Genomic DNA, 23,082 nt, shown 5'->3' with positions numbered 1-23,082 from the left:
GCTTCAAATGGAACACCCACTTCTAGCAGTTTGATATGTCCATTTCCTTCTCATCAGCCGGAGCAACTGGGTACAAGCCTGTCATACAAGCCATGCAGACACCTTGATTGATCGTTTTATCTTTGACGATGGCATTCTCTAAGCCTTCTTCAGACAGATAAGCGATGCTGTCTGCCCCAATGATTTCTCCAATTTCTTCAATACTGTTGTTTGCTCCAATCAGTTCTTCCTTCGTAGACATATCGATTCCATAATAACAAGGGTCTGTTATCGCTGGAGAAGCAATCCGTACATGAACTTCCTTTGCACCAGCATCCTTTAACATTTTTACAATTCGTCTGCTTGTTGTTCCGCGAACAATCGAATCATCAATCATAATGACACGTTTTCCCTCTACAATTCCGCGGACTGGAGACAGCTTCATCTTTACACCAAGCTCTCTCAGCTCCTGGGAGGGCTGGATAAACGTTCTTCCGACGTAACGATTTTTGATAATTCCCATTTCATAAGGCAGCTTGCTTTCCTCTGCGTAGCCAATGGCAGCTGAAATACTGGAGTCCGGCACTCCTATCACTAAATCTGCATCAACCGGCGCTTCCTTAGCCAGCTCTTTTCCCATCCGTTTCCGGGAGGCATGTACATTGACATAATTTAAATCACTATCCGGTCTGGAAAGATAGACATATTCCATCGCACACATTTGTCTCTTGTCGCGCGGGGCAAACCGGAAGGAAGTAAGACCGTCTTGGTTAATTTTAATTAATTCACCCGGCAATACCTCCCGCTCAAAGGTTGCACCAATTTGGTCGAAAGCACATGTTTCCGAGGCAACGACATACGCTTCCCCTATTCTTCCAATAGAAAGTGGTCTGATTCCGGCCGGATCCAGCGCAGCATATAAGGTATCATCCTCTAAAATAAGATAGGCATAAGCACCTTTGACACGGTTGAGCGCTTCCGAGATAGTTGCTTCCGTGACCTCTCCGCTTCGTTTCATTAAATGGGCTAACACTTCTGTATCGGAGGTCGTTTGAAAAATGCTTCCCTCTTTTTCAAGCTCTTCACGTAATGCGGTAGCATTCATTAAATTTCCATTATGTGCTAAAGCCATCCCGCTGGTAAGTGACTGAAAAAGAAGGGGCTGTACATTTTCCAGCCCTTTTCCACCCTGGGTAGCATACCTTACATGCCCTAAAGCAATTTTTCCGCTTAAATCATCAAATTTCACTTGCTTAAAAACATCATTAACCAGTCCAAGCTGTTTATAACCGGTTAATTCCTTATCTTTGCTGACAACAATCCCGGCACCTTCCTGCCCGCGATGCTGCATCGAATGCAGCCCATAATAGGTTAATTCTGCTGCTTTCTCATGTCCCCAAATTCCGAATACACCGCATTCCTCGTTTATGCCTTTGATTTCAGCAAGCATGGAATAGCTCCTTTCCAAAGTGCTTTTAACGCTGCTGCATCTTTCTGTAGAATCATCTCGTTATTTGCCGTAACCGTTAGTTGATTATCTGCTGTTACCTGACCAAGTCTGGCTGCATCCGCAAATACATCTTCAAAAGCGGCCTGGTGCTCCGGCTTTACGGTAACAAGAAAACGTGATTGGGTTTCACTGAATAACGCAACCGTTGCATCTCCTGTAAGTGTCACTTCTGCACCCAGCGCTTCACTGGAGAATAATGATTCCGCTAATGCAACTCCTAGCCCGCCCTCTGCAAGGTCATGCGCAGATTGGATTTTACCCTGCCTGATTAAAGAGAGCAGTTTTTCCTGACGTTCCGCTTCAATCGTTAAATCCAGATGTGGTGCTTTTCCTTCATATTTTCCATCCTGGATAAATTGCAATTCACTGCCGCCAAATTCATTTTTCGTTTCCCCGATAAGATAAATACTGTCGCCGGCTTTTTGGAAAAAGCTTGGCGTAATATGCGCCGTAGATTCATGCAAGCCAACCATGCCGACAACCGGTGTCGGATAAATCGATTTCCCTTTGGACTGATTATATAAGGAAACATTTCCGCTGATAACCGGCGTTTGTAATGCTTTACAGGCCGCACTCATTCCATCAACGCTTTTTTCCATTTGCCAGAAGATTTCCGGATTTGTCGGATTACCGAAATTCAATCCATCTGTAAGACCTAATGGCTTCGCTCCGGAGCAGACAATATTGCGGGCTGCTTCCGCAACAGCAATCTTTCCGCCTTCTTCCGGGTCTAAATAAATATAGCGGGAATTACAATCCGTTGTGATAGCCAAGGCTTTGTCTGTCCCCTTGATACGAACGACTGCTGCATCAGAACCAGGTGTAACAACGGTATTGGTCTGCACCATGGAATCGTATTGGTCATAGACCCACTCTTTACTGGCAATCGTCGGACGCTGCAGTAATTGTTTCAACGTTTCTCCATGATGATCCACAGCTGGTGTTTGGACATCAATCTGCTGGAAATCCTGATAGTACTGGGCTTCCTTCGATGGCATATGATACACGGGTGCATCATCCGCCAAAGAATCCACCGGAATATCTGCCACGATTTCATCGTGATGCTTGATACGGAATACTTTTTCCTCGATAACCTTTCCGACTGGAACAGATTTCAAACCGTACTTTTCAAATATATCGATAATCTCCTGTTCACGGCCAGCTTTCACACAAAGCAGCATCCGTTCCTGTGACTCAGACAGCATCATTTCATAAGCAGTCATATTTTGCTCGCGCTGCGGTACAAGATCTAAGTTCATTTCCAGTCCAGTTCCTGCTTTACTCGCCATTTCACTGGCAGAAGAGGTTAAGCCGGCAGCTCCCATATCCTGCATGCCGACAAGTGCGTTAGAATGAATGACCTCCATACATGCTTCAATCAGCAATTTTTCCATAAACGGATCGCCGACTTGTACAGCAGGGCGGTCTTTGTTGGAATCCTCTGCTAAATCATCCGAGGCAAAGGTCGCGCCATGAATGCCGTCTCTCCCTGTTGGCGGTCCTGCATACAAAATCGTATTGCCGATCCCCGCAGCAATTCCTTTTTGTACTTCATCATGATTGATCAGTCCCACACACATGGCATTGACAAGCGGATTATCTTCATAGCTGTCATCAAATTGTACCTCTCCGCCGACAGTTGGAACACCGACACAGTTTCCATATCCGGCAATCCCGGCAACAACCTCGGAAAATAGATACTTGGTACGGTTCGTGGTTAACGGACCAAAGCGTAAAGAGTTCATTAACGCAATCGGACGTGCTCCCATGGAGAATACATCACGGATAATGCCGCCGACGCCGGTTGCTGCTCCCTGATACGGCTCAACAGCGGAGGGATGATTATGACTTTCCACCTTGAAAACAACTGCCTGCTCATCGCCAATATCAATGACTCCTGCACCTTCTCCAGGTCCCTGCAAAACATTTGGGCCTTCTGTCGGGAACTTTCTTAAGAGAGGCTTGGATGTTTTATAGCTGCAATGCTCTGACCACATAACAGAAAAGATGCCTGTCTCCGTAAAATTCGGACGACGGCCAAGGATCGTTTTGATTTTCTCAAACTCTTCATCACTTAAACCCATATCCTGATACAATCGGTCTTGTTCAATTTTCTCTGAATCCATATTATGCGTTAACTGCATTGCTGCTCCTCCAATTCGCGATCATAGATTGAAATAGCCTTAAGCCGTCTTCACTTCCTAATAATGCCTCCACTGCCCGTTCCGGATGCGGCATCATACCCAGCACATTACCTGCTTTATTGCGAATACCGGCAATATCCTCGACAGAGCCATTTGGATTGTTTTTATAAGTGAATACGATTTGATTATTGTCCTTTAATTTCTGTAACGTTTCCTCATCACAGAAATAGTTGCCTTCTCCATGAGCGATTGGAAAACTAACAACCTCGTTCTTATCATATAACGTTGTAAAAACCGTCTCATTATCCTCGACAACCAATTCCTCCTGATGACACATAAACGAAAGATTTTTATTGCGCATTAATGCTCCCGGCAGGAGGCCTGCTTCCGTCAATATCTGAAATCCATTGCAAATCCCCAGTACAGGCTTGCCTTTTTCCGCATGCTCTCGAATCTTGTTCATAATATCTGATGTAGATGCCATCGAACCAGACCGTAAATAATCTCCATAAGAAAAACCGCCCGGAATCAGAATGCCATCCACTTCATCTAACAAATGCGTATCTGTATACCAGACAAGGCTGGCTTCAGCACCTGCAACCTCTCCAGCTGCATGGTACATGTCCCTGTCACAATTAGAACCCGGAAAAACAATCACAGCTACCTTCACAATTATCGTGCCTCCTCTAGCTCGATCCGATAATCTTCAATGACCGGATTCGCCAATAATTGCTCACACATCTGCGTTACTCTTCCCTCTAATCCAGGCCCGTCCTCTACTTGAAGTTCAATATATTTTCCGACACGAACATCTTCCACCTCTGGATAATCCAAAGAATGAAGCGACGTTTGAATTGCCTTTCCCTGTGGGTCTAACACACCTTGTTTTAACGTAATATATACCTGTACTTTTCTCATAGCTGCGCCTCCAAACGATTTAGTATTTCTTCATATACGGTAATCAAATCTCCTGTTCCTTGCCGAAAAACATCTTTATCTAATTTTTCATTGGTTTCGATATCCCATAATCTGCACGTATCCGGGGACACCTCATCAGAGAGCAGAATGTCACCTTCCTTGTTTCGGCCAAATTCCAATTTAAAATCGACCAGACGGACACCGATTGCAGCAAAAATTTCTGTTAATGCCTGATTCACTTTTCTTGCCTTCTCTTTGATGCCGGCTAATTCTTCCGCTGTAATATCTGTTAGATAAAGCGCATGCTCATCATTAATCAACGGGTCTCCTAAACTATCATCCTTATAAAACAGTTCTGCCAGCGCAGGCTCAAAAGACGTTTTTTCCTCGATGCCGAGACGTTTGGTAATACTACCTGTCGCAATATTCCGAATTACCACTTCTAGCGGAATAATATCTGTTTTCTGAACTATTTGGGTAGTGGAATCCAGCCGCTCGATAAAATGCGACGGAATTCCTTTGTTTTCTAATGCTTGGAACAGGAGGGAAGAGATCTCGTTATTGAGTCTCCCCTTCCCGGTAAACTGAGCTTTCTTCTCTCCATTAAAAGCTGTTGCATCATTCTTATACGAGAGAATCAAGTGATTTTCATCCGTGTCTGATTGATAAACCTTCTTTGCTTTTCCTTCATACAAAAGCTCGAGTTCCATATGGGAATTCCTCCTAGGCAAGTCCAATTTTTGTAAAGATTTGATCGACATTCTTCAAATGGTAGGTATAATCAAAGCAGCCATCGATTTCTTCCTGTGTTAATTTACTTGTAATCCGCTCATCCTGTTCTACCAATTCCTTAAAAGAAGTCGCTGTTTCCCAGGCTTCCATTGCTTTGGGCTGCACGATATCATAAGCTTCCTCACGCGCCAATCCTTTATCAATCAGCGTTAACAATACGCGCTGTGAGAAAATAACCCCGTGAGTACGGTCAATGTTGCGCTTCATATTTTCAGGGAATACTGTTAAATTCTCTACAATATTGCCGAAGCGGTGCAGCATATAGTCCAGTGCAATCGTCGCATCCGGCAAAATGACACGCTCTGCAGAGGAATGCGAGATATCACGTTCATGCCACAATGCTACATTCTCATAAGCCGTTACCATATAACCGCGGATAACGCGTGCCATCCCTGTCATATTTTCAGAACCAATCGGGTTACGTTTATGCGGCATCGCGGAAGACCCTTTCTGGCCTTTGGCAAAGCGTTCTTCTACTTCTCTTGTTTCTGTTTTTTGCAAGCCGCGGATTTCGGTTGCAAACTTTTCAATCGATGTAGCAATCAATGCTAACGTAGATAAATAAGCTGCATGACGGTCACGCTGCAAGGTTTGTGTGGAAACCGGCGCTGGCGATGTGCCCAGCTTTTCGCAGACATATTGCTCTACAAACGGATCGATATTGGCATAGGTTCCAACCGCTCCAGACATCTTTCCAAACTCTACATTGTTCGCTGCAAGCTCAAAACGCTCGACATTACGCTTCATTTCCTCATACCATAAGGCCATTTTCAAACCAAAGGTTGTCGGCTCTGCATGCACGCCATGGGTGCGCCCCATCATCACCGTATGTTTATGTTCTTTCGCTTTTTCTTCTAAAATACGGACAAAGCGATTCAATCCATTTCTTAAAATGTCATTTGCCTGTTTCAATATATAAGAAAGAGCTGTATCCACCACATCGGTTGAAGTCAAACCATAATGGACCCATTTTCTTTCCTCGCCTAATGTTTCCGATACAGCGCGGGTAAATGCAACCACATCATGGCGTGTTTCCTGCTCGATTTCATAGATACGGTTGATATCGAAAGAAGCATTCTCACGCAATTTTTTAACGTCCGCTTCCGGAATAAACCCAAGCTCACTCCATGCTTCACAAGCCAAAATTTCCACTTCCAGCCAAGCCTTGAATTTATTTTCCTCTGTCCAGATATTGCCCATTTCTTCTCTTGTATAACGTTCGATCATTGATTTGCTGCCTCCTCAAAAATATCCAATTGTTTCCGTAAAGCTTCTGCTGTTTCTGCTGTAAATGTGATATGTCCCATTTTACGTTTTTCTTTCGGTTCTTCTTTTCCATACAGATGAAGGAAACCAAAATCATGATTCGCAGTAAATTCGATTGCTTCCGGAAGGGATTCTCCTAAGATATTGACCATCGCGGTCGGCTGATGCAAGCTGACTGGGATAAGCGGCAGTCCGCAAATTGCCCGGATATGCTGCGTGAATTGCGATACATTACACCCTTCGATCGTATAATGTCCGGAATTATGCGGTCTTGGTGCCATTTCATTCATATAAATCGTACCCTCGCCGACAAACATCTCAATCGCAAAAGTCCCGACAATCTCCATGCGTTCCGCAATTTTCGCCGTCATCGCATACGCTTTTTCTCCAAGTACCGCCTCTATTTCTGCCGGCACCGTTGTTTTGTACAGAATATGGTCACGGTGTTCGTTCTCGGCGATAGGGAAGAAGGTGATATCTCCTTGCTGCGACCTTGTAAAGACAACCGAAATTTCCTTATCAAAAGGAACCCATCGCTCTATTATACAATAGCCATGCTCTTGGAAAAACGCTAAAGCTTCCTTTTTATCTTCTTCTGTTGTGAGTTTCAGCTGTCCTTTTCCATCATACCCTCCCCGGCAGGTTTTAATGACTGCCGGAAGCGGAATAATGGACAGCGCTTCTTTACAGGCTTCCTCTGTTTTCACGATGCGAAATGCCGGCACGGAGAGCTCTAACTCATCCATCAGCAGCTTCTCTTTTTCCCGGTTCTGGGTAACCTCTAATGCCAGCGCACCCTGCGGAAGCTTTCCTGCGTTCTGGATCAGCTCTGCAGCATCCAAATCGACATTTTCAAATTCATATGTAATCACATCGGTTTTTTCAATCAATTCTTTTACAGCTGTGATTTCTGCATAGTCTGCTACAATCTGCTCATCAGCAACCTGTGCAGTCGGGCAGTTCGGTGTCGGGTCTAAAACAACAATGCGGTATCCCATGTATCTGGCAGCAATCGCCATCATTCTGCCAAGCTGACCGCCGCCAATAATTCCAATCGTCTGAGGTGACAAGATTTGTTTAATAGGTTGCAAGCTGATCCCTCATTTCCTGAACAGCGTCTTTCATTGCTGCACGGTATTCTTCTAATGCTTTTTCTGCATCTTTATCAAACGTGCTGATAATCTGCGTTGCTAAAATAGCCGCATTTTTTGCCCCCGCTTTGCCAATGGCAACTGTTGCAGTCGGGACACCGCCGGGCATTTGAACAATCGATAAGAGTGAATCGACTCCTTGCAGGGCTTTGCTTTCAACAGGAACGCCAATAACCGGGAGCGTTGTCTGTGAAGCAATCATTCCTGGCAGATGTGCTGCGCCGCCTGCACCGGCAATAATAACCTTCAGCCCTTTATCCCGCGCGCCTTGAGCGTAGGTAAACATATCATCCGGCGTACGGTGGGCGGAAATAACTTCTTTTTCATAGCTGATATGTAGCGTTTCAAGTTCTTTGCAGGTATGCTGCATGGTTTCCCAATCGGAGATACTTCCCATAATGACACCAACTTGAGCCATCGAATCCCTCTTTCTGAATTTTTATTGTTTTTACGGATTTTAAAAGATAGTTTTTAAGATAATGTTCGGATTTTGATTGAAACAATGAAATAATAAGTTACAGCTTACCTATTCAGAAATACATTACTTTTCCAACAGGAGTTTGTATGTGTTTTTTCTAGGACTGGCATTGCGATTACTCGCTCCACCAAAAACCTTCGATAGCTACTTTTACAACTTAAACCTCTTATTACATCAAGAGAATAAGTATATAAACCATTAAAAAAGTCCATTCACCTTCCATAAGGGAAGATGAATAGACTTGGTTAAAAGTTGTTCAAAGCGTAGTTAACTGGACTTTTGAACATCCTTATTATAAGCATCATTCAACATCCGCTGTTCTTCAAACAACGGCTCATCCTCCCTCATAGTCCGGTCATTTACGGTGCCGGGTAGAAACTTTTGAGCCATATTCTCAAGTATATATGAGGCATTTTTCAATTGTTGGCTTTAGCATACCAAAAAAAAATGAAAAATGCAAGATAATGTCGAACAATTTTAGCTTTACATGAAATTAATGTTCGGTTTTTGAAGACTATTCTTTTGAATGGCCTTCATTTTGTGTCTGTTCTTTATTTTTATTATTATTCTCTTTACGCATCAATTTTCCTTTACGAACCTGTTTTACCCAGAACCCGCCGTGGATTCGTTTTGGTTCGTAAGAAATAATAAATGCTTTCGGATCAATTTCGTGAATGGTTTCATATAATCTCAATTCATACTTTCTCGGTGTTAAAATTTGAACGGAAAGTCTGTCTCCATCCATTCCATAGGAGGACCAGCTTGTTACGCCATATCCCTTTTCACGAAGACGCTGTGTGAAATTTAAATCTGGATTAGCAGAGACAACATTTACGGTAATGTAGCCGAGGGCAAGCTTTTCTTCAATTTTGGAACCAATAATCAACCCTGTTGCGAAACCTACTGCATAAGCAATCACATTTTGAAATTGGTTGAGGTTATCTAATACGAGCATTAGCCCAACAACATACATAACCATTTCAAATATACTCACAAATGCGGCAATATAGGTTCTTCCCTTTAGTGTTAAAATCATACGAACCGTCATAATTGATACGTATAGCACATTCACTATAAATATAATGGCCACCATAACAAGCACATTCTCTAACATATTGATTCCCCCTCTTTACCTCATATTAAGTGAAAATTTATTCAGTGAAGGTTGTGTATATCCCTCCTAAATAAGGAACAAAGATTACGATCATAACTTTCTTGTCGTCGTCATCTCTTTGTGACTTACAGCCAGTTACACTGTGGTAGAATATCCTTACAAACAGAAGAAAATACATTCAAACAAATTACAGACCTTGTGAATATTTCCCTTTATTTCCTAAAATAAAACACATTGGTTTTAAGTGAAACAGGGTTACTTTAATTTACCATAATTATAAATCATTACGCTACAGATTTTTGATAAAATAAAACTTTGATCAACGGGAAGTTTATGAGCGCTTCTCCGTGATAAAAGTTCTTACTCATATTATGATATTTTATTAACACGTAGACCAAGTTCATCCTTTCTTTCAAAAGTTTCTTTTTGTATATTAACTCAACTTTCGCACCTAAGAATAAGCATATATATCTTGTTATTCTAGGATGAACATGTTCTCGATTACCATACTTGCTTTTTGGTTAAATATCCGGCCATTTTGGAATTGGTGATGGTGCATAGCACCGCTCCGGCCAACCACTCCGCTTTCTATGGGGACGGCTTCAGCTAACTTGAAAAGAAACCCGCTTTTCAAGTGGATCTTCAGCTCGCCCTGCGATGCACAAATGTTTTCGATGGGGCGAGTAATCGCAGTCCCAGGACGTGCAAGTGCAGGCGTTGTGACAGGAGTCACGGGTTTAGCCTGCAAACCATTTAGGAGTCTACGTGGTTGGCCTGCGCTCTGATAAGATTCTACAGCGAATGAAAGAAATAGCAGCTTTCGCCTGAACAACCCAATCATAACAGCATAGATATGAAATACAGAGAATAGCTTCGATGTACAGAAAGGAATCTTGGTCGAACATTTTACCATACAGCATGAAAAATATGTTCTATCTGAATTAAACATCTATTTGGTGAGGTGTTTTCCATGTATAGAATATCCTACTAGCGGAGGAAAAACACGGAGACTCCTATGGGAAAGCGCAATGGTCTTCGGTGGGGCGAGTAATCGCAAAAGCTCTTCGATGGGACGAGTAATCGCAGTCCCAGTGGGAAGACCCCGCAGAAAAAAGCGAACTTCTTTTTTTGAGGAGGCTGAGCGCAAGCCCATGGAAAGCGTAGTGTTTTTCCGCAGCGGTGCTTTACACTTCACCTTCTATTCTTTGTCAAGGGAGTTATCCAAGGAACGATCAACTCCTGTTTCTATGGAAATAAAGTTACTTTTTAACGTGTGAAAGTTTAGTATATTTAGAAAAATCTTATCCCACAATCTCCATATAAGGGAAGTGTGTTATTTTGTTAAAAAATATAGCGTACCTGAAATCTGGAAACGAAAAACAGAGCAGAGCGTATAACGTGATTCATCAATTAAATATAATGAAAGATTTAAAATCATACTCTCCCATATTATGCGGAACTATACCGCTGGGGATTGACACAGCAAGCTCTGATTTAGATATGATTATGGAAGTGTACCACCTGCAAGACTTTGCAAAGATTATACATAATTATTATGGCTCTTACTCAGGTTTCCGGTTAAAGAATAAAACGATCCGGGGAAAACCAATCGTAAAAGCAAATTTCACTTATCAGAAATTTGAATTTGAACTATTTGGTCAGCCCCAGCCTGTCGCAGAGCAGTATGCTTATCTGCACATGGTTATTGAAAAATATCTGCTGGATGAACATCCATTGTGGAAAAGTAAGATTATTGCGTTAAAAGAAGATGGCCTTAAAACGGAGCAGGCATTTTGCGCTATGCTTGGGTTAACTGGAGATCCTTATGAAGCCTTAATAGATTACGGGCGTAAAAGACAGATAATCTGAAGTATTTTGATTTGCCCTTCTCAATAAGCATGAAAAAAAAGGAGTTTTTCCTCCTTTTTTCATTACATAGCTATTCTTTTAAGCAATAATCTTGTAAGACCAAAAGTAACTACCAATGATGTTACAGCAATAATGAATGGGGAAGCAGCACTTGCTTTTATAAGTGCCGTCTCTGAAGATAAAGCACCTGTCTGTTGCCAAGCCGCACTGATATCAGGAGTATAAAGCAGCGTCCATATCATCCCTGCAGCAACTTGAAGTACTAAAAAAGAAACACAGAAAATCCCTGCAAAAACCAGATATTTTTTCATGAATATTTTCCTCCCTTTATCTGCCTTACGATTTAACAAGGCTTAAAGATTCAAATTTTCATTAGAAATCTATCTTCCTAGAATCCTCTCAATCTCTTTCGCAATGTCTTCCTCCAAATAATCCCTAAATCTGTACAATGAAACAGTTTATCCGCACTCCATAAATTTTCTCGATCTAAATACATGACTTCATTACAAGCTGCAATCGACCACTGGGGGTTGGGACGTTCTATCAGTTGTAAATCTTTCTTCGGCTGGATTTTACCTGCTTCCAGCACGCGAAAATACCATCCTGTTTTTAAGCCGTTTTCCATTTCCTTCTGCGATACGATGCCAGGCTGAGATACTTGAATCGTTGCTTCCCCTAACTGATAAATATCGCCAATAAAAACAGTATGCTCATCCATTTCCAGCACAGAGAAATTTTCTTTCTTCTCGCCTGCACGTTCTGTAAATAACTTCTTTACACCCGGTTCATTATAATGCTTCACTGGAAAAGCAAAAATACTTTTATCAAAAATAGCTTTCTTTTTTTCCGGATTCTCTTTGGCAAATCCTAATCTAGATAAATACATAATATTTATTATCTCTTTCTGTTTACTAGTAAGAATCCTATGTACAAATGGTTCTTCCATGATGTCACCTTATTTCTAAAAATACTTAAATTATGTTATATTAATTCCATTCTACAAATTATCGTGACTTTTGAAAAGCCTCAAGGAGGAAGTGAACATGACAATGCAAAAAGCAACATTTGCCGGCGGCTGCTTCTGGTGTATGGTGAAGCCCTTCGACCAATGGGACGGCGTACACCAAGTGATATCCGGTTACACAGGAGGACATATCGATAATCCTGCTTATGAGCAAGTCAAGCAGGGAAATACGGGACATTATGAAGCGGTGGAGATTACGTATGATGATTCCTTCATCGATTATCAAACAATCCTCGATCTATACTGGCCGCAAATCGACCCAACTGATCCGGACGGGCAATTTCAGGATAGAGGCGAGCAATATCGAACAGCAATCTTTTATCATAATGAAGTCCAAAAAGAATTGGCTGAAAAATCAAAGCAGCAGCTTGCTGAGAGCGGCAGGTTTTCCAAGCCGATTGTAACAGAAATCAAAGCAGCAGCACCCTTTTATCCTGCAGAAGATTATCATCAGGATTTTTATAAAAAAAGTAAAGAAGAATATGAAGAAGACCGCGCTAAATCAGGCAGGGATGAATTTATCGCTGAAAATTGGCAGCCATCATCCTAAACAAACTTATTTGGAGGAATTTCAGTGAAAAAACAACTTATTGTTACCGAAGAAATAACCATTCATGCATCCTTAGAGAAGGTTTGGGAAGTATTAACACTTCCGAAATATGTAGCACAATGGGATGAGCTGCCGGAGGACTACCCTTCTGAACCAATGACGGAGGGCAGCAAAGTAGTTTGGGACCTGCCAAACGGAGAACAGTCTATTACTACGATTATAAAAGCAGAAAAAGAAAGAGAGCTTATCATCGATTTACACGGAACTGGCTGGAAATTCAAGCCCGAACCAGGAGAGGTTGCTTACCGTTATTTATTAGAACCTGCAGGCAGCCATACAAAATTAGTTATCGAAATTGGTGACTTCTCTCTTTTGGATCAAGGGAAGGATTATTATGACGCTTCCGTTGATTTTGCAAAAGAATCCTCTAACGTGATAAAAGCTTTAGCTGAAAATGAATCGAAATAGCTTGGATAAAGAGACTTGATAACGAATAGGTTAGATGGTCTCTTTTTGCATGTAATCCATCAACCTACCTTTCTTTACACGCTTCAATAAACCCCTTATAAATTGCCAAAGACGGGTCATTTTCGAGATGAATCATGCCTTCCGGATGCCACTGTATCCCTAAAACAAAACGATGCATTTTACTTTCAAAGGCTTCCATCACACCATCTCCTGCCACAGCCGAAATCATAAAATCCTTCCCTAGAGAGCGGTTTGCCTGATGATGGTAGCTGTTCACCTTGACTTCCGATGCCTGCACCAGCTTTTCCAATAAAGAAGAAGGTGTTATCTTGACAGCATGCGACCGGTGATGAAAAGCTGCTTTTTGAGTATGCTGTATCAACGGTTTTGGATACTGCGAATCTAAATCCTGATACATGGTTCCACCAGTAACAACATTTAAAATTTGGCATCCTCTGCAAACGCCCAATACCGGCTTATCCTTCTCTAAAAAATAAGGAATAATCTCCTTTTCCAAGCGGTCTCTTTCAGGAATGATCGTACCTAAATTCGGATTCGGCCCCTCTTGAAACAGGGAAGGATCAATATCATAGCCTCCAGGAAGATAGAGACCGTCCAATTTATCAAGCAATGCTGCAATCTCCTGATAATCGCTGTAATACGGCAGAATAACAGGGATGCCGCCGGCTTTTTCGATAGCTCTTACATTTCGCAGGTTCATTTTATATTCCATGCCATCTACTTCCATCGATGCGGTTAACCCAATGATTGGTTTCATTTGTACATTACCTCCTTGTGTATTTTATATGATTTGCATTTGGTGTATTCTATACATGCGAAGTGTATTCTGTGAATCTATTGAATACTATTTTCTCAATGGATTAATTTCCAGTATACAACAAAGGGAGAGTGCTATCATAACGCACCCTCCCTATATATTTCAGTTTTATTTTTACGTCAAAAAGATAAAATACAATGCAAAAATAACAAACAAGACATACATAATCGGATGAATTTCTTTCGCCCGTCCTTTAACAAGCATCGTAATCGGATAGAATATAAATCCAATCGCAATCCCCGATGCGATGCTGGCAGTTACCGGCATCATCAGTACAGTAAAGAAGGCTGGTACAGCAATCTCGAATTTATCCCAAGGAATGTCCTTCAAGCTGCTTGCCATTAACACACCGACAATAATCAACGCCGGAGCAGTCACTTCATTCGTTACTACACTTAATAAAGGAGAGAAAAATAAAGCTAACAGGAAGAACAAGCCTGTGACAACTGCTGTAAAACCGGAACGTCCGCCTACGCTTACGCCGGATGTAGACTCTACAAAAGAAGTAGTTGTAGATGTACCGACAGCAGCCCCGACCACACTTGCAGATGCATCTGCAAAAAGTGCTTTTCCTGCTCTTGGCAGCTTATTGTCCTTCATCAATCCTGCTTTTGTTGCAACGGCAACAAGCGTCCCTGCCGTATCAAAGAAATTAACAAACAAAAACGTTAAAATAACAATCAGCATTTGCATGGTAAAAATCTGATCAAAATGAATGAATGCCTGTCCAAATGTCGGCGCTAGGCTTGGCGCACTGCTGACGATTCCGCTGAGGCCAGATGGCACTGGAATCAAGCCAAAAATCATTCCAACAATCGAGCTGATAATCATCCCGTAAAAAATACCTGCTTTAACACCAACCGTAATTAAAATAACTGAAACAGCAATCCCAAAAATAGCTAATAATACCGTCGGCGAGGATAAATCACCAAGTGCAATAATGGTTGACGGATCAGCCTGAACAATTTCTGCATTCTTTAAACCGATAAATGCAATAAACAAGCCAATCCCAGCTCCTACCGCCTGTTTCAAGCTTGGCGGGATAGCATTAATAATAATTTCACGAATTCCGGTTAAGGTTAAACCAATAAATATAATTCCTGAAGCTAACACACCTGCAAGTGCTGTTTCCCAAGGGACACCAAAACCAATTACGACGGTATACGTAAAAAATGCGTTCAGTCCCATCCCAGGCGCAAGTGCAACTGGATATTTAGCGAGAACTCCCATGATGATCGAACCAAAAGCAGCCGCAATTGCTGTCGCAGCAAATACCGCTTCATGGTCCATTCCCGCTTCTCCTAAAATACTCGGATTAACAAATAAAATATAAGCCATTGCTAAAAAGGTCGTTAAACCCGCGATAAACTCTGTTCGAAAATTCGTACCCAGTTTTTCAAACTCAAAAAATTTACTCATGAACTTTTTTCCTCCATTTTTTATCGGAATTTTTGTATATTCCCTTAGATAGAAAAGTTCCACAAACGCTATGTATTCAGCACGATTATTTTTTTGTAAACAGTGCTTATAAAAAAACTCTTAATCAAATTAAGAGTTTCCATAGGAACAGCAGATAATAATCTAAAATAAAATTATTTCCGCTGCGTAGTCAGACCATTTACGGCAGTCTGGTAGAAACTCTGGGCCATATCCCCGAAATTATACGCATTTCTATTAAGTTCACATCATTATATTACTAATGCACCTCCTATTTGTCAATAAAACACGAACAAAAACATTCTTTTTCATCTTAACATTCGTCGATAGACTTTCCCACGTAACATAAAGCCGCTATTTTATACATTAAAAACATAGAAATGCTGTAATGACAGCTTTTCTATGTTTTTTCTAACACGTCTAATTAATCGCACGATACACTTTACGTATATTGTCGTATTTCAGGCGGCACATAACTGGAAATAAACGCTTCAATCTCTTCCAGGGAATCGGAAAATAAAATACGTTCTCTATCCTGGATGGATAAAAAGCCGTTTTCTACCATCTCATCGTAAACCCTTGCTAAACTGTCATAATACCCATTCTGGTTAAAGAGAATGCACGGGTTATTATTCTGCCCCACTCTTGACCAGGATATCACTTCAGCTATTTCTTCCAGCGTTCCCGGTCCGCCTGGAAGGGCTATGTAGCAATCACCCAATGATATCATTTTATTCTTTCGTACAGTCATTGAATCAACAATTTCTAATGTCGTTAACTTGGGATGACTTAGCTCTCTTTCCACTAAGAAGTCAGGAATAACTCCAATCGCTTCTCCTTTGTTTGCCAATACCTCATCCGCAACGGCACCCATTAATCCAGCTTTTCCGCCACCGTAAACCAACGTGTGCTTCTTTTCAGCAATCCACTTTCCAACCCGCTTAGCCGCTTCCTTATAGGCTGGATCTGTACCAAGACTTGCCCCGCAATACACAGCAATATGCATATAAATCCCCCTTCTAAATCCATCTCTTTTTTTATAGTAAACATAACTTATTTTACAATGTAACCCGGACCTGATTCAATATGCTGTATACTATATAAATTGAAATTAATAGCTACCGCTACAGAAAAACACTACGCTTTCCGTGGGCTTGAGCTCAGCCTCCTCGAAAAAAAGAAGTTCGCTTTTTTCTGCGGGGTCTTCCCTCCGCGCTTTCCCACAGGAGTCTCCGTGTTTTTCTTCCGCTAGTTACTTTTTTCAATCATTATTTCGTCATTTTTATAAGAAAATAAAGTGTAATTTCTTACTTCAATTTATATAATAATAAAAATCATTAGAAGGGTGATAAAAACATGAACTGTATATTCGTCCATGGTCTTGGTCAAAATGCTGCCAGCTGGCAAAGGGTTATTGATTACACAGAAACAGATTCTCACCAAATAGCTTCTCCTGATCTATTTCTATCTCTTGAAGAAGGCAAAGTTAATTATCATCATCTCTATCAGCGTTTTTACGATTATTGTGAACGTCTTGACGGTCCGATTCATCTGTGCGGTCTTTCCTTAGGTGCCATTCTTTCTTTAAATTATGCGCTCGATCGCCCGGAGAAAGTCCAATCTCTTCTTTTAATAAGTCCACAATATAAAATGCCCGGGTTTCTCCTCTCACTTCAAAATGTCATTTTTCGGATGCTTCCCAGCCCGGTCTTTCAAAAAATGGGGCTGCCGAAAAAGGATGTGATTCAATTAACTAATTCCATGAAGCAAATAGATTTCAACAGGCAATTAGCAGATATATCATGTCCAACGCTTATTCTGTGCGGGGAAAAAGATAAGCCTAATAAAAAAGCAGCGGAACAGCTAAGCAGCCTGATAGCTGGTGCAAGCTTAAAAATAATCAGGAAAGCCGGACATGAAGCAAATGTAGATAATCCTCAAGAGCTTGCAGAAATAATAAATGATTTCTGGAGTGAGTCCGTATTATCTCCGTCTCAACATGAAAATGTATAAAAAAAGGCTGCATACAGCAGAAACGACTAAGCTTCCCGTTGTATGCAGCCTTTTGTTATGAAACATGTTATTAACGCAATGCCTGCTTCACCTGTCGAATGTAATAAAAACGAACAATAAAGAAATACACAATTTGAATAGCTAAAAACATTCCGAGTACCATTGCCGATTCCTTTACCAGACTGTAGAAAAACATATTGGAAAGCGCCGTTAATGCGACAGCTCCATGAACCAGCGCAACAGCAATCGGCGCAAAGAAAAGAAGTGCGGTTTGTCTGTTCAATACTTTCTTCAATTCTTTCTCCGTTAATCCCATTTTCGTGATTGCCTGGAACTTCTTTTTATCTTCATCTAAATCGGAATAAAGTCGGAAATAGAGAAAGCTTCCAGCTGATACGAAAAAGACGATTCCGATAAATAGGCCGACGAACAGGATTGGTCCATACATTTTATTGATAAGATATTCTTCATACTCACCAATCCGGATTCCTTCTGTAGATAATTCATCATCTAATTTTTCCGCTATCCCTAAAGGAATCTCCTTGTCCTCTGCTTCCTGCCAAGCATAGTAGTTTTCTTCCATAGCAGGCTTAGGCAGGCTCTCGAAATCATGATCAGAAACAACATAATATTTTTGGGTAGCAGGCAGTATACTAGATTCTACCAGCTGTACTGGCTCTAAAACAGTGTTTCCCAGCTCAAGCTCCGCATCCTTTAATATATCCGCTTCCTCTTTATTCGAATTATCCCCGCCGATATTAAGAAAAATAACTTCAGGTCCCATCAAAGCCGGAGCACCGTCTTCTATCTGAACCGTTTCATTATCACTTAATTCCGCAATCCGGTTATAATCGGACTCCTTTGTAACCATAACCTGCGATTCATCAGGCAGCTCATAATAAAGGAGCGTTACCTGCTCTTTATCCACGTCAACATTTGCTTCCCGCAGCGTTTCATCAATATACGAAACATTCGCTTCCTCATTTCCTGTATCATAGTCCTGATAAGAAATCGTAGTTTGGTTCATCTGCTTGATTCCTGCAGTGATATACGATTGAAACCCATACAGCGAGCCAATGGCGCTAAATGCAACGGTTGAAATAATCGCTACTAAGAAAAATGATCTTGCATTATCCTTCATTCTAAAAGATAGATCGGATAAAAGAATCATATTTGTTTTATACCAGAATACATTCTCTTTCTTTTTTAACCGACGGATGATAAATACACTTAATTGGGTAAACAGAAGATACGTGCCAATAATCACGACAATAACAACCGGAATCAGTGCAAAAAACACTTGTAAACCTTCCACTGTCAAAGCAACCGCATATCCCGTTCCAAGCAAAAGCACTGCCAGAATGGTTAAAAACAAGTTTGCTTTCGGCTCCCCTTTTGACTTTTTATCCCCTTTGATTAAGTCAATCAATTTTCGGCTCCGTAAAATATACGACACAAATAATGAAATTAAGAAAAATAGCACCATAAAGCAGCCAAAGGTTATCAAAATAGGCTGTGTTGGAAAATAAAATGGCAGTTCATTATCAATAATGAGCACATTTTCAGCAATCAATAAAATACCTTTGGAAAAAACGAGCCCTAATCCAATACCGCCGATGGTAGCCAGCAAGCCGATGAACATATTTTCTAAGAAAACCATCGAGCGGATTTGTTTCATACTCATTCCCTGAATCATCAATAAGCCGAATTCTCTTTTCCGTGATTGCAGGAAAGAACTCATCGAGTAAAGCACAAAGAAAAAAGAAAACACATAAATAATCCCGGCAGCCACATTCATCCCAAAGCTGACATACGAATCCATATTATCTCCCGTCAGCTGCGGATGAGAAGCAAAAATAGAAAAGGTAAAGAAAACCATCACAGTAAAAAGGCTGGTTAGAAAATAAGCTGCATATAACCGTTTATTCCGGATGACATTATTAAACGCGAACTGACGAAAAGTCATTGGAATCCCCTCCCATTAATGAGAGTGTGTCGATAATCTTTTGGAAAAACGCCTGCCGGTTATCGCCCCGGTGAATTTCCGAATAAAACTTCCCGTCGCGGATAAATACGACACGATTACAATAACTTGCAGCCTGCGGATCGTGTGTTACCAAAAGCATCGTTGTCTTTTCCTTTTCATTAATGGACTCTAACATTTCCATCACATCTTTGGAGGACTTGGAATCCAGATTTCCTGTCGGTTCATCTGCCAAGAGCAGCTTCGGGGTATGAATCATTGCCCGGGCAACAGCTGCTCTCTGCGCCTGCCCACCGGAAATTTCATAGGTTCGTTTATTCATGATTTCCGTTATCCCCAGCTTCGCAGCAATTTCCTCTGCCTTTTTCTTCATTTCACTTACCTTTTTGCCATCAAGAGTTAACGGCAGCACCATATTCTCTTCCACGGTCAGTGTATGGAGCAGGTTAAAATCCTGAAAGACAAATCCTAACTCCCGTCTGCGGAATTGAGCAAGCTTTTCTTTTTTGAGACGATGCGGGTCTTTCCCGTTAATTAAGATTTCACCTGTTGTCGGCTCGTCAATCGTAGCAATCATATTTAATAACGTTGTCTTACCGCTTCCAGACGGCCCCATAATTCCGACAAACTCATTATCCTCTACGGTCAAATCAATATCTGACAAGGCACGATAGGAGACTTTGCCTTCATAAACTTTGCTGACTTGCCTTACTTTCAACATATAAATCCTTCCTTCCTTATCATTTCATTTAACCATAGTATATCGCTGCTCTTAAGGAAGAAACTATCGAAATTCCTTTCAATTACCTTACAGCATTGTAAGATAAGTATCTATTGTTTTAAAGGGATTTTCCAGCGTCCATCATCTTGATTCGTCTTTCCGCTTACCAAAATCTATTTTGTACCTTTTAATTTCCCAATCTCCTGATTATTTTTTACTAATAAGGCATATTGAAACAAGCAATATTCATAACATTATTAAGGTAGATTATATTTTCACAAGGAGGAACTAATGAGCGATAACAATCAAAACCCGCAACAAGGAAAACGTCATCCTGTTCCAAAAGCAGAAGCAGCAGAAAACAAGCACGCTGCTCGCCAACATGACCCATCCAACACTTCCGGCCCGATGCACTCCCAAACGGTTGGTAAAGATGGTCCGATATTGGAACAGGATAACATTTTGCATGAAACACTGGAAACGTTCATTCACGAGAAAATCATCGAACGTCCTTTACATGTGAAAGGATATGGTGCCTTCGGGTATTTCGAGACACTGAACAGCATGAGCAAATACACAAAGCTTCCTTTTCTTCAGCAGGCTGGTCAATCCGTTCCTGTTGCGGTCCGTTTTTCACTCGGAGCGAGCAATAAAGGAACCCCGGATACATCGCGAAACATACGTGGATTTTCAACGAAGTTCTATACAGATGACGGGATTTTTGACCTTATTTGTAATGATATCCCCGTCTTTTTATTACGTGATCCGATGCGTTTTCCAGAAAGTATCAAAGCTCTTTCCCCATCACCTAAGAACAACCTGATGGATCCGAATTCGCTTTGGGAATTTGTCGCCAGGCACCCGGAGTCCACCCATTTTATCGTCCGTCTCTTTTCTGACCAGGGTACAGCCAAAAGCTTTCGGCGAATCCCTGCTAACAGCGTCAGTACGTACGTGTGGCGGAATGCAGAAAGAAAACGTCATTATATAAAATACCAGTGGATTCCATTCGACGGTGTACAATTCATTACAAGCAGCGAGGCAGATAAAATTGCAGCGGCCAATCCGGATTATTCCGGAGAAGATCTCTACAACACGATTGCAGACGGGGGCGTAGTAGAATACGGACTGTATGTACAAATGATGGATCCTAAAGATGCGGGGCAGCTTCCGTTCAATCCGCTTGATGATACAAAAGTATGGGATCCAAAGATGTTTCCTTTTCACCCTGTCGGAAAGATGGTGCTTAATCGCAATCCAGACGATTATATGGAGCAGGTGGAAAAGCTTGCATTCTCTCCATCAAACTTGCTGGACGGAGCGGAATTGTCCGATGATAAAATCGTACAAGGACGGGCGAATGTATATTGGGATTCGCAGCGCTATCGTATCGGCCCGCGGTTCCGAGATGTGCCGGTAAATGATCAGAAGCATTGGAAGCCAAGCGATTTACAGACGAGCGGAGAAGGCAGGTATGTGGAAGGCGAGCTCATACGCTCGGATATTGTAAAGCAGGATGATTTTACCCAGGCAGGGGAATACTATCAATCTTTATCGCAAACAGGAAAATCCCAGCTTGTCTCGAATCTTGCAGCCGGACTGACAGGAGTACGGCGAGACTTGCAGGCAAAGGCAATAGAGTATTTTTCGCTTGCTTCCTCTGAACTCGGGGAACGTGTATCAGACGGATTACGATCGTAAATTATAGCATGACATCTGCCACAGTAGCACCATTGCGGCAGATGTCATTTCTTTAGATACTATTTCACTTTAAATTCATCGCTTTTGCGTTTCCGAAAAAAGAATCCGGAACGTGGTGCCCTCTCCCACCCTTGACTCAAATTCAATCCGATGATGAAGATACTCCACGGATTCTTTGATTAAATACAATCCCATTCCGGTAGATTCTCTAAATTTCCTGCCGTTCTCACCAGTATAAAAAGCATCAAAAATACGTTTTTTATCGGCTTCTGGAATGCCGACACCAAAATCCTTCACTTCCAACACAGCTTCTTTCTCCCTTTCATAAATAGAGATAAGAATGGAATTGCTTTTGTCTGCGGAGTACTTTACAGCATTTAAAACAAGCTGGGTCAGGATAAAGAAAAGCCACTTTTCATCTGACTGTACTGTCAGCCCTTCCGTTCGTTCTTCCACTTTCGGATAAACTTTATTGCGTATGTAGAATCGTTTGTTTTCACCGTTTACCTCATGGACCAATGATTCCAAATGTATCGGTTTGATATGAAAATCCTGCTCAATTGTCCGCAGCCTTGCCATATAAAGAATTGTATTTAATCCCGATTTCATCCGCTCCGTTTCCTCCCGAATACTGGAGGAGTCCGGCTCATCCAGATTCTGTGCGGTAAGCTCAATGACTGAGATAGGTGTTTTCATTTGATGCACCCACTGATCCATCAGCTTAAGATGCTCCTCCCTTTCCTTTTCAATGGTATTGATCTGCTGCTGATACTGTTTATACTGACTTCGCAACAAATCGTTCATTGCTTCGGAAACAGGATGCGGGCTGCTTTTCTGCAAGGATTCATCTAAGGATTCCATCGGATGGCTTAAACGGTGATAAAATGTCCGGCGGCTGAAATACTGATAAAAAAGATAACAGACTAGAAAAAAGAATCCAATAAAAATCGCGTACAATGCCGGCAGTAAATTCCGGTAGCCATCCAGCCAGTAAATAAGCAGAATAGCCGTAAACTGCACGATATTAAGGACAATCAATAAAGCATGTTCCTTTAAAAATAACTTCATTTCCAACCTCCTTTCAGAGGATGTTCAAAACGCCCAATGAAAATGACTTTTTGAACA

Annotated in this window: 22 protein-coding genes and 2 riboswitches; of the genes, 5 read left to right on the top strand and 17 right to left on the bottom strand. The window is 41.5% G+C overall.

The window, feature by feature from the left end:
- Window positions 1-22 precede the first annotated feature (22 nt).
- From purF to MKY65_RS08035, 9 genes are all read right to left on the bottom strand, one after another.
- Complete coding sequence (gene purF / locus MKY65_RS08075) at window positions 23-1,429, bottom strand: amidophosphoribosyltransferase (protein ID WP_339183857.1); 1,407 nt, start codon at window positions 1,427-1,429, stop codon at window positions 23-25.
- Complete coding sequence (purL, locus tag MKY65_RS08070) at window positions 1,405-3,633, bottom strand: phosphoribosylformylglycinamidine synthase subunit PurL (RefSeq protein ID WP_339183855.1); 2,229 nt, start codon at window positions 3,631-3,633, stop codon at window positions 1,405-1,407. Before purL ends, purF begins: the two co-directional genes overlap by 25 nt.
- Window positions 3,617-4,303, bottom strand: a complete 687-nt coding sequence (gene purQ, locus MKY65_RS08065) for a phosphoribosylformylglycinamidine synthase subunit PurQ (protein ID WP_339183853.1) — start codon at window positions 4,301-4,303, stop codon at window positions 3,617-3,619. Before purQ ends, purL begins: the two co-directional genes overlap by 17 nt.
- A 2-nt stretch (window positions 4,304-4,305) precedes the next feature.
- Window positions 4,306-4,551, bottom strand: coding sequence for a phosphoribosylformylglycinamidine synthase subunit PurS (gene purS, locus MKY65_RS08060; RefSeq protein ID WP_042533017.1), 246 nt, complete (start codon window positions 4,549-4,551; stop codon window positions 4,306-4,308).
- On the bottom strand, window positions 4,548-5,261 hold the full coding sequence (purC, locus tag MKY65_RS08055; RefSeq protein WP_339183852.1) for a phosphoribosylaminoimidazolesuccinocarboxamide synthase: 714 nt from the start codon (window positions 5,259-5,261) through the stop codon (window positions 4,548-4,550). The genes purS and purC overlap by 4 nt, the downstream gene beginning before the upstream one ends.
- 13 nt (window positions 5,262-5,274) lie before the next feature.
- Window positions 5,275-6,570, bottom strand: a complete 1,296-nt coding sequence (purB, locus tag MKY65_RS08050) for an adenylosuccinate lyase (RefSeq protein ID WP_339183849.1) — start codon at window positions 6,568-6,570, stop codon at window positions 5,275-5,277.
- Window positions 6,567-7,700, bottom strand: coding sequence for a 5-(carboxyamino)imidazole ribonucleotide synthase (purK, locus tag MKY65_RS08045; protein WP_339183847.1), 1,134 nt, complete (start codon window positions 7,698-7,700; stop codon window positions 6,567-6,569). The genes purB and purK overlap by 4 nt, the downstream gene beginning before the upstream one ends.
- Complete coding sequence (purE, locus tag MKY65_RS08040) at window positions 7,687-8,178, bottom strand: 5-(carboxyamino)imidazole ribonucleotide mutase (protein WP_339183844.1); 492 nt, start codon at window positions 8,176-8,178, stop codon at window positions 7,687-7,689. Before purE ends, purK begins: the two co-directional genes overlap by 14 nt.
- Window positions 8,179-8,565: 387 nt before the next feature.
- Window positions 8,566-8,666: riboswitch (purine riboswitch) on the bottom strand.
- An 86-nt stretch (window positions 8,667-8,752) separates the two neighbouring features.
- Window positions 8,753-9,352: a DUF2179 domain-containing protein gene (locus MKY65_RS08035; RefSeq protein WP_339183842.1), complete on the bottom strand. Its 600-nt coding sequence runs from the start codon at window positions 9,350-9,352 to the stop codon at window positions 8,753-8,755.
- 1,338 nt (window positions 9,353-10,690) lie between these two features.
- On the opposite strand from MKY65_RS08035, the gene MKY65_RS08030 reads away from it, so the two are divergent.
- Window positions 10,691-11,221: a DUF4269 domain-containing protein gene (locus MKY65_RS08030; protein ID WP_339183840.1), complete on the top strand. Its 531-nt coding sequence runs from the start codon at window positions 10,691-10,693 to the stop codon at window positions 11,219-11,221.
- A gap of 62 nt (window positions 11,222-11,283) precedes the next feature.
- Here MKY65_RS08030 and MKY65_RS08025 read toward each other — a convergent pair whose 3' ends face one another.
- Both MKY65_RS08025 and MKY65_RS08020 read right to left on the bottom strand, forming a co-directional pair.
- Entirely contained in the window at window positions 11,284-11,532 is a 249-nt protein-coding gene (locus MKY65_RS08025) for a hypothetical protein (protein WP_339183838.1), read from the bottom strand.
- A gap of 77 nt (window positions 11,533-11,609) precedes the next feature.
- Window positions 11,610-12,107 (bottom strand): MOSC domain-containing protein, encoded by a 498-nt coding sequence (locus tag MKY65_RS08020; protein ID WP_339183837.1) that lies wholly within the window; start codon window positions 12,105-12,107, stop codon window positions 11,610-11,612.
- A gap of 157 nt (window positions 12,108-12,264) precedes the next feature.
- Between MKY65_RS08020 and msrA the strand changes: the two genes are divergently transcribed.
- Both msrA and MKY65_RS08010 read left to right on the top strand, forming a co-directional pair.
- On the top strand, window positions 12,265-12,795 hold the full coding sequence (gene msrA, locus MKY65_RS08015; RefSeq protein ID WP_339183835.1) for a peptide-methionine (S)-S-oxide reductase MsrA: 531 nt from the start codon (window positions 12,265-12,267) through the stop codon (window positions 12,793-12,795).
- 24 nt (window positions 12,796-12,819) lie between these two features.
- Window positions 12,820-13,263 (top strand): SRPBCC domain-containing protein, encoded by a 444-nt coding sequence (locus MKY65_RS08010; protein WP_339183832.1) that lies wholly within the window; start codon window positions 12,820-12,822, stop codon window positions 13,261-13,263.
- 64 nt (window positions 13,264-13,327) lie between these two features.
- On the opposite strand, the gene MKY65_RS08005 is transcribed toward MKY65_RS08010, so the two are convergent.
- The 3 genes from MKY65_RS08005 to MKY65_RS07995 form a co-directional block, all read right to left on the bottom strand.
- The gene (locus MKY65_RS08005) at window positions 13,328-14,041 is read right to left on the bottom strand and encodes a gamma-glutamyl-gamma-aminobutyrate hydrolase family protein (protein WP_339183830.1); all 714 of its coding nucleotides are present in this window, start codon (window positions 14,039-14,041) and stop codon (window positions 13,328-13,330) included.
- Between the two features lie 174 nt (window positions 14,042-14,215).
- Complete coding sequence (locus MKY65_RS08000; RefSeq protein WP_339183828.1) at window positions 14,216-15,520, bottom strand: NCS2 family permease; 1,305 nt, start codon at window positions 15,518-15,520, stop codon at window positions 14,216-14,218.
- A gap of 167 nt (window positions 15,521-15,687) precedes the next feature.
- Window positions 15,688-15,788, bottom strand: a riboswitch (purine riboswitch).
- A 192-nt stretch (window positions 15,789-15,980) separates the two neighbouring features.
- On the bottom strand, window positions 15,981-16,544 hold the full coding sequence (locus MKY65_RS07995) for a TIGR00730 family Rossman fold protein (protein ID WP_339183826.1): 564 nt from the start codon (window positions 16,542-16,544) through the stop codon (window positions 15,981-15,983).
- A gap of 350 nt (window positions 16,545-16,894) precedes the next feature.
- Here MKY65_RS07995 and MKY65_RS07990 point away from each other — a divergent pair, with 350 nt between their 5' ends.
- Entirely contained in the window at window positions 16,895-17,551 is a 657-nt protein-coding gene (locus MKY65_RS07990) for an alpha/beta hydrolase (RefSeq protein WP_212928272.1), read from the top strand.
- Window positions 17,552-17,621: 70 nt separating this feature from the next.
- Here the strand turns inward: MKY65_RS07990 and MKY65_RS07985 are convergent, their stop codons facing one another.
- Together MKY65_RS07985 and MKY65_RS07980 are read right to left on the bottom strand one after the other, a co-directional pair.
- Complete coding sequence (locus MKY65_RS07985) at window positions 17,622-19,517, bottom strand: ABC transporter permease (RefSeq protein ID WP_339183825.1); 1,896 nt, start codon at window positions 19,515-19,517, stop codon at window positions 17,622-17,624.
- Window positions 19,492-20,256, bottom strand: a complete 765-nt coding sequence (locus MKY65_RS07980; protein ID WP_339183823.1) for an ABC transporter ATP-binding protein — start codon at window positions 20,254-20,256, stop codon at window positions 19,492-19,494. Before MKY65_RS07980 ends, MKY65_RS07985 begins: the two co-directional genes overlap by 26 nt.
- A 291-nt stretch (window positions 20,257-20,547) precedes the next feature.
- On the opposite strand from MKY65_RS07980, the gene MKY65_RS07975 reads away from it, so the two are divergent.
- Window positions 20,548-21,957 carry a catalase gene (locus MKY65_RS07975; RefSeq protein WP_339183821.1) on the top strand — a complete coding sequence of 470 codons (1,410 nt, stop codon included), beginning with the start codon at window positions 20,548-20,550 and terminating at the stop codon, window positions 21,955-21,957.
- 75 nt (window positions 21,958-22,032) lie between these two features.
- On the opposite strand, the gene MKY65_RS07970 is transcribed toward MKY65_RS07975, so the two are convergent.
- A complete protein-coding gene (locus MKY65_RS07970; protein WP_339183819.1) occupies window positions 22,033-23,025 on the bottom strand; it encodes a sensor histidine kinase in 993 nt (330 codons plus the stop codon).
- Between the last annotated feature and the right edge of the window lie 57 nt (window positions 23,026-23,082).

The sequence above is a fragment of the Oceanobacillus sp. FSL W7-1293 genome (assembly GCF_037969815.1).
GTDB classification, from domain to species: domain Bacteria; phylum Bacillota; class Bacilli; order Bacillales; family Amphibacillaceae; genus Oceanobacillus; species Oceanobacillus oncorhynchi.
Note: the sequence above shows the minus strand (reverse complement) of the source record. Positions and strands in the feature narration are given on the sequence as shown.

What these genes read in the sequence shown, in the direction of transcription:
- msrA (WP_339183835.1), top strand. Translation starts at nt 12,265, where the DNA reads ATGACAATGCAAAAAGCAACATTTGCCGGCGGCTGCTTCTGGTGTATG.
- purC (WP_339183852.1), bottom strand. Translation starts at nt 5,261, where the DNA reads ATGGAACTCGAGCTTTTGTATGAAGGAAAAGCAAAGAAGGTTTATCAA.
- purL (WP_339183855.1), bottom strand. Translation starts at nt 3,633, where the DNA reads ATGCAGTTAACGCATAATATGGATTCAGAGAAAATTGAACAAGACCGA.
- purS (WP_042533017.1), bottom strand. Translation starts at nt 4,551, where the DNA reads ATGAGAAAAGTACAGGTATATATTACGTTAAAACAAGGTGTGTTAGAC.
- purF (WP_339183857.1), bottom strand. Translation starts at nt 1,429, where the DNA reads ATGCTTGCTGAAATCAAAGGCATAAACGAGGAATGCGGTGTATTCGGA.
- MKY65_RS07995 (WP_339183826.1), bottom strand. Translation starts at nt 16,544, where the DNA reads ATGCATATTGCTGTGTATTGCGGGGCAAGTCTTGGTACAGATCCAGCC.
- MKY65_RS07985 (WP_339183825.1), bottom strand. Translation starts at nt 19,517, where the DNA reads ATGACTTTTCGTCAGTTCGCGTTTAATAATGTCATCCGGAATAAACGG.
- purE (WP_339183844.1), bottom strand. Translation starts at nt 8,178, where the DNA reads ATGGCTCAAGTTGGTGTCATTATGGGAAGTATCTCCGATTGGGAAACC.
- MKY65_RS07990 (WP_212928272.1), top strand. Translation starts at nt 16,895, where the DNA reads ATGAACTGTATATTCGTCCATGGTCTTGGTCAAAATGCTGCCAGCTGG.
- MKY65_RS08020 (WP_339183837.1), bottom strand. Translation starts at nt 12,107, where the DNA reads ATGTATTTATCTAGATTAGGATTTGCCAAAGAGAATCCGGAAAAAAAG.
- MKY65_RS08005 (WP_339183830.1), bottom strand. Translation starts at nt 14,041, where the DNA reads ATGAAACCAATCATTGGGTTAACCGCATCGATGGAAGTAGATGGCATG.
- MKY65_RS07980 (WP_339183823.1), bottom strand. Translation starts at nt 20,256, where the DNA reads ATGTTGAAAGTAAGGCAAGTCAGCAAAGTTTATGAAGGCAAAGTCTCC.
- MKY65_RS08000 (WP_339183828.1), bottom strand. Translation starts at nt 15,520, where the DNA reads ATGAGTAAATTTTTTGAGTTTGAAAAACTGGGTACGAATTTTCGAACA.
- MKY65_RS07975 (WP_339183821.1), top strand. Translation starts at nt 20,548, where the DNA reads ATGAGCGATAACAATCAAAACCCGCAACAAGGAAAACGTCATCCTGTT.
- MKY65_RS07970 (WP_339183819.1), bottom strand. Translation starts at nt 23,025, where the DNA reads ATGAAGTTATTTTTAAAGGAACATGCTTTATTGATTGTCCTTAATATC.
- MKY65_RS08025 (WP_339183838.1), bottom strand. Translation starts at nt 11,532, where the DNA reads ATGAAAAAATATCTGGTTTTTGCAGGGATTTTCTGTGTTTCTTTTTTA.
- purB (WP_339183849.1), bottom strand. Translation starts at nt 6,570, where the DNA reads ATGATCGAACGTTATACAAGAGAAGAAATGGGCAATATCTGGACAGAG.
- MKY65_RS08035 (WP_339183842.1), bottom strand. Translation starts at nt 9,352, where the DNA reads ATGTTAGAGAATGTGCTTGTTATGGTGGCCATTATATTTATAGTGAAT.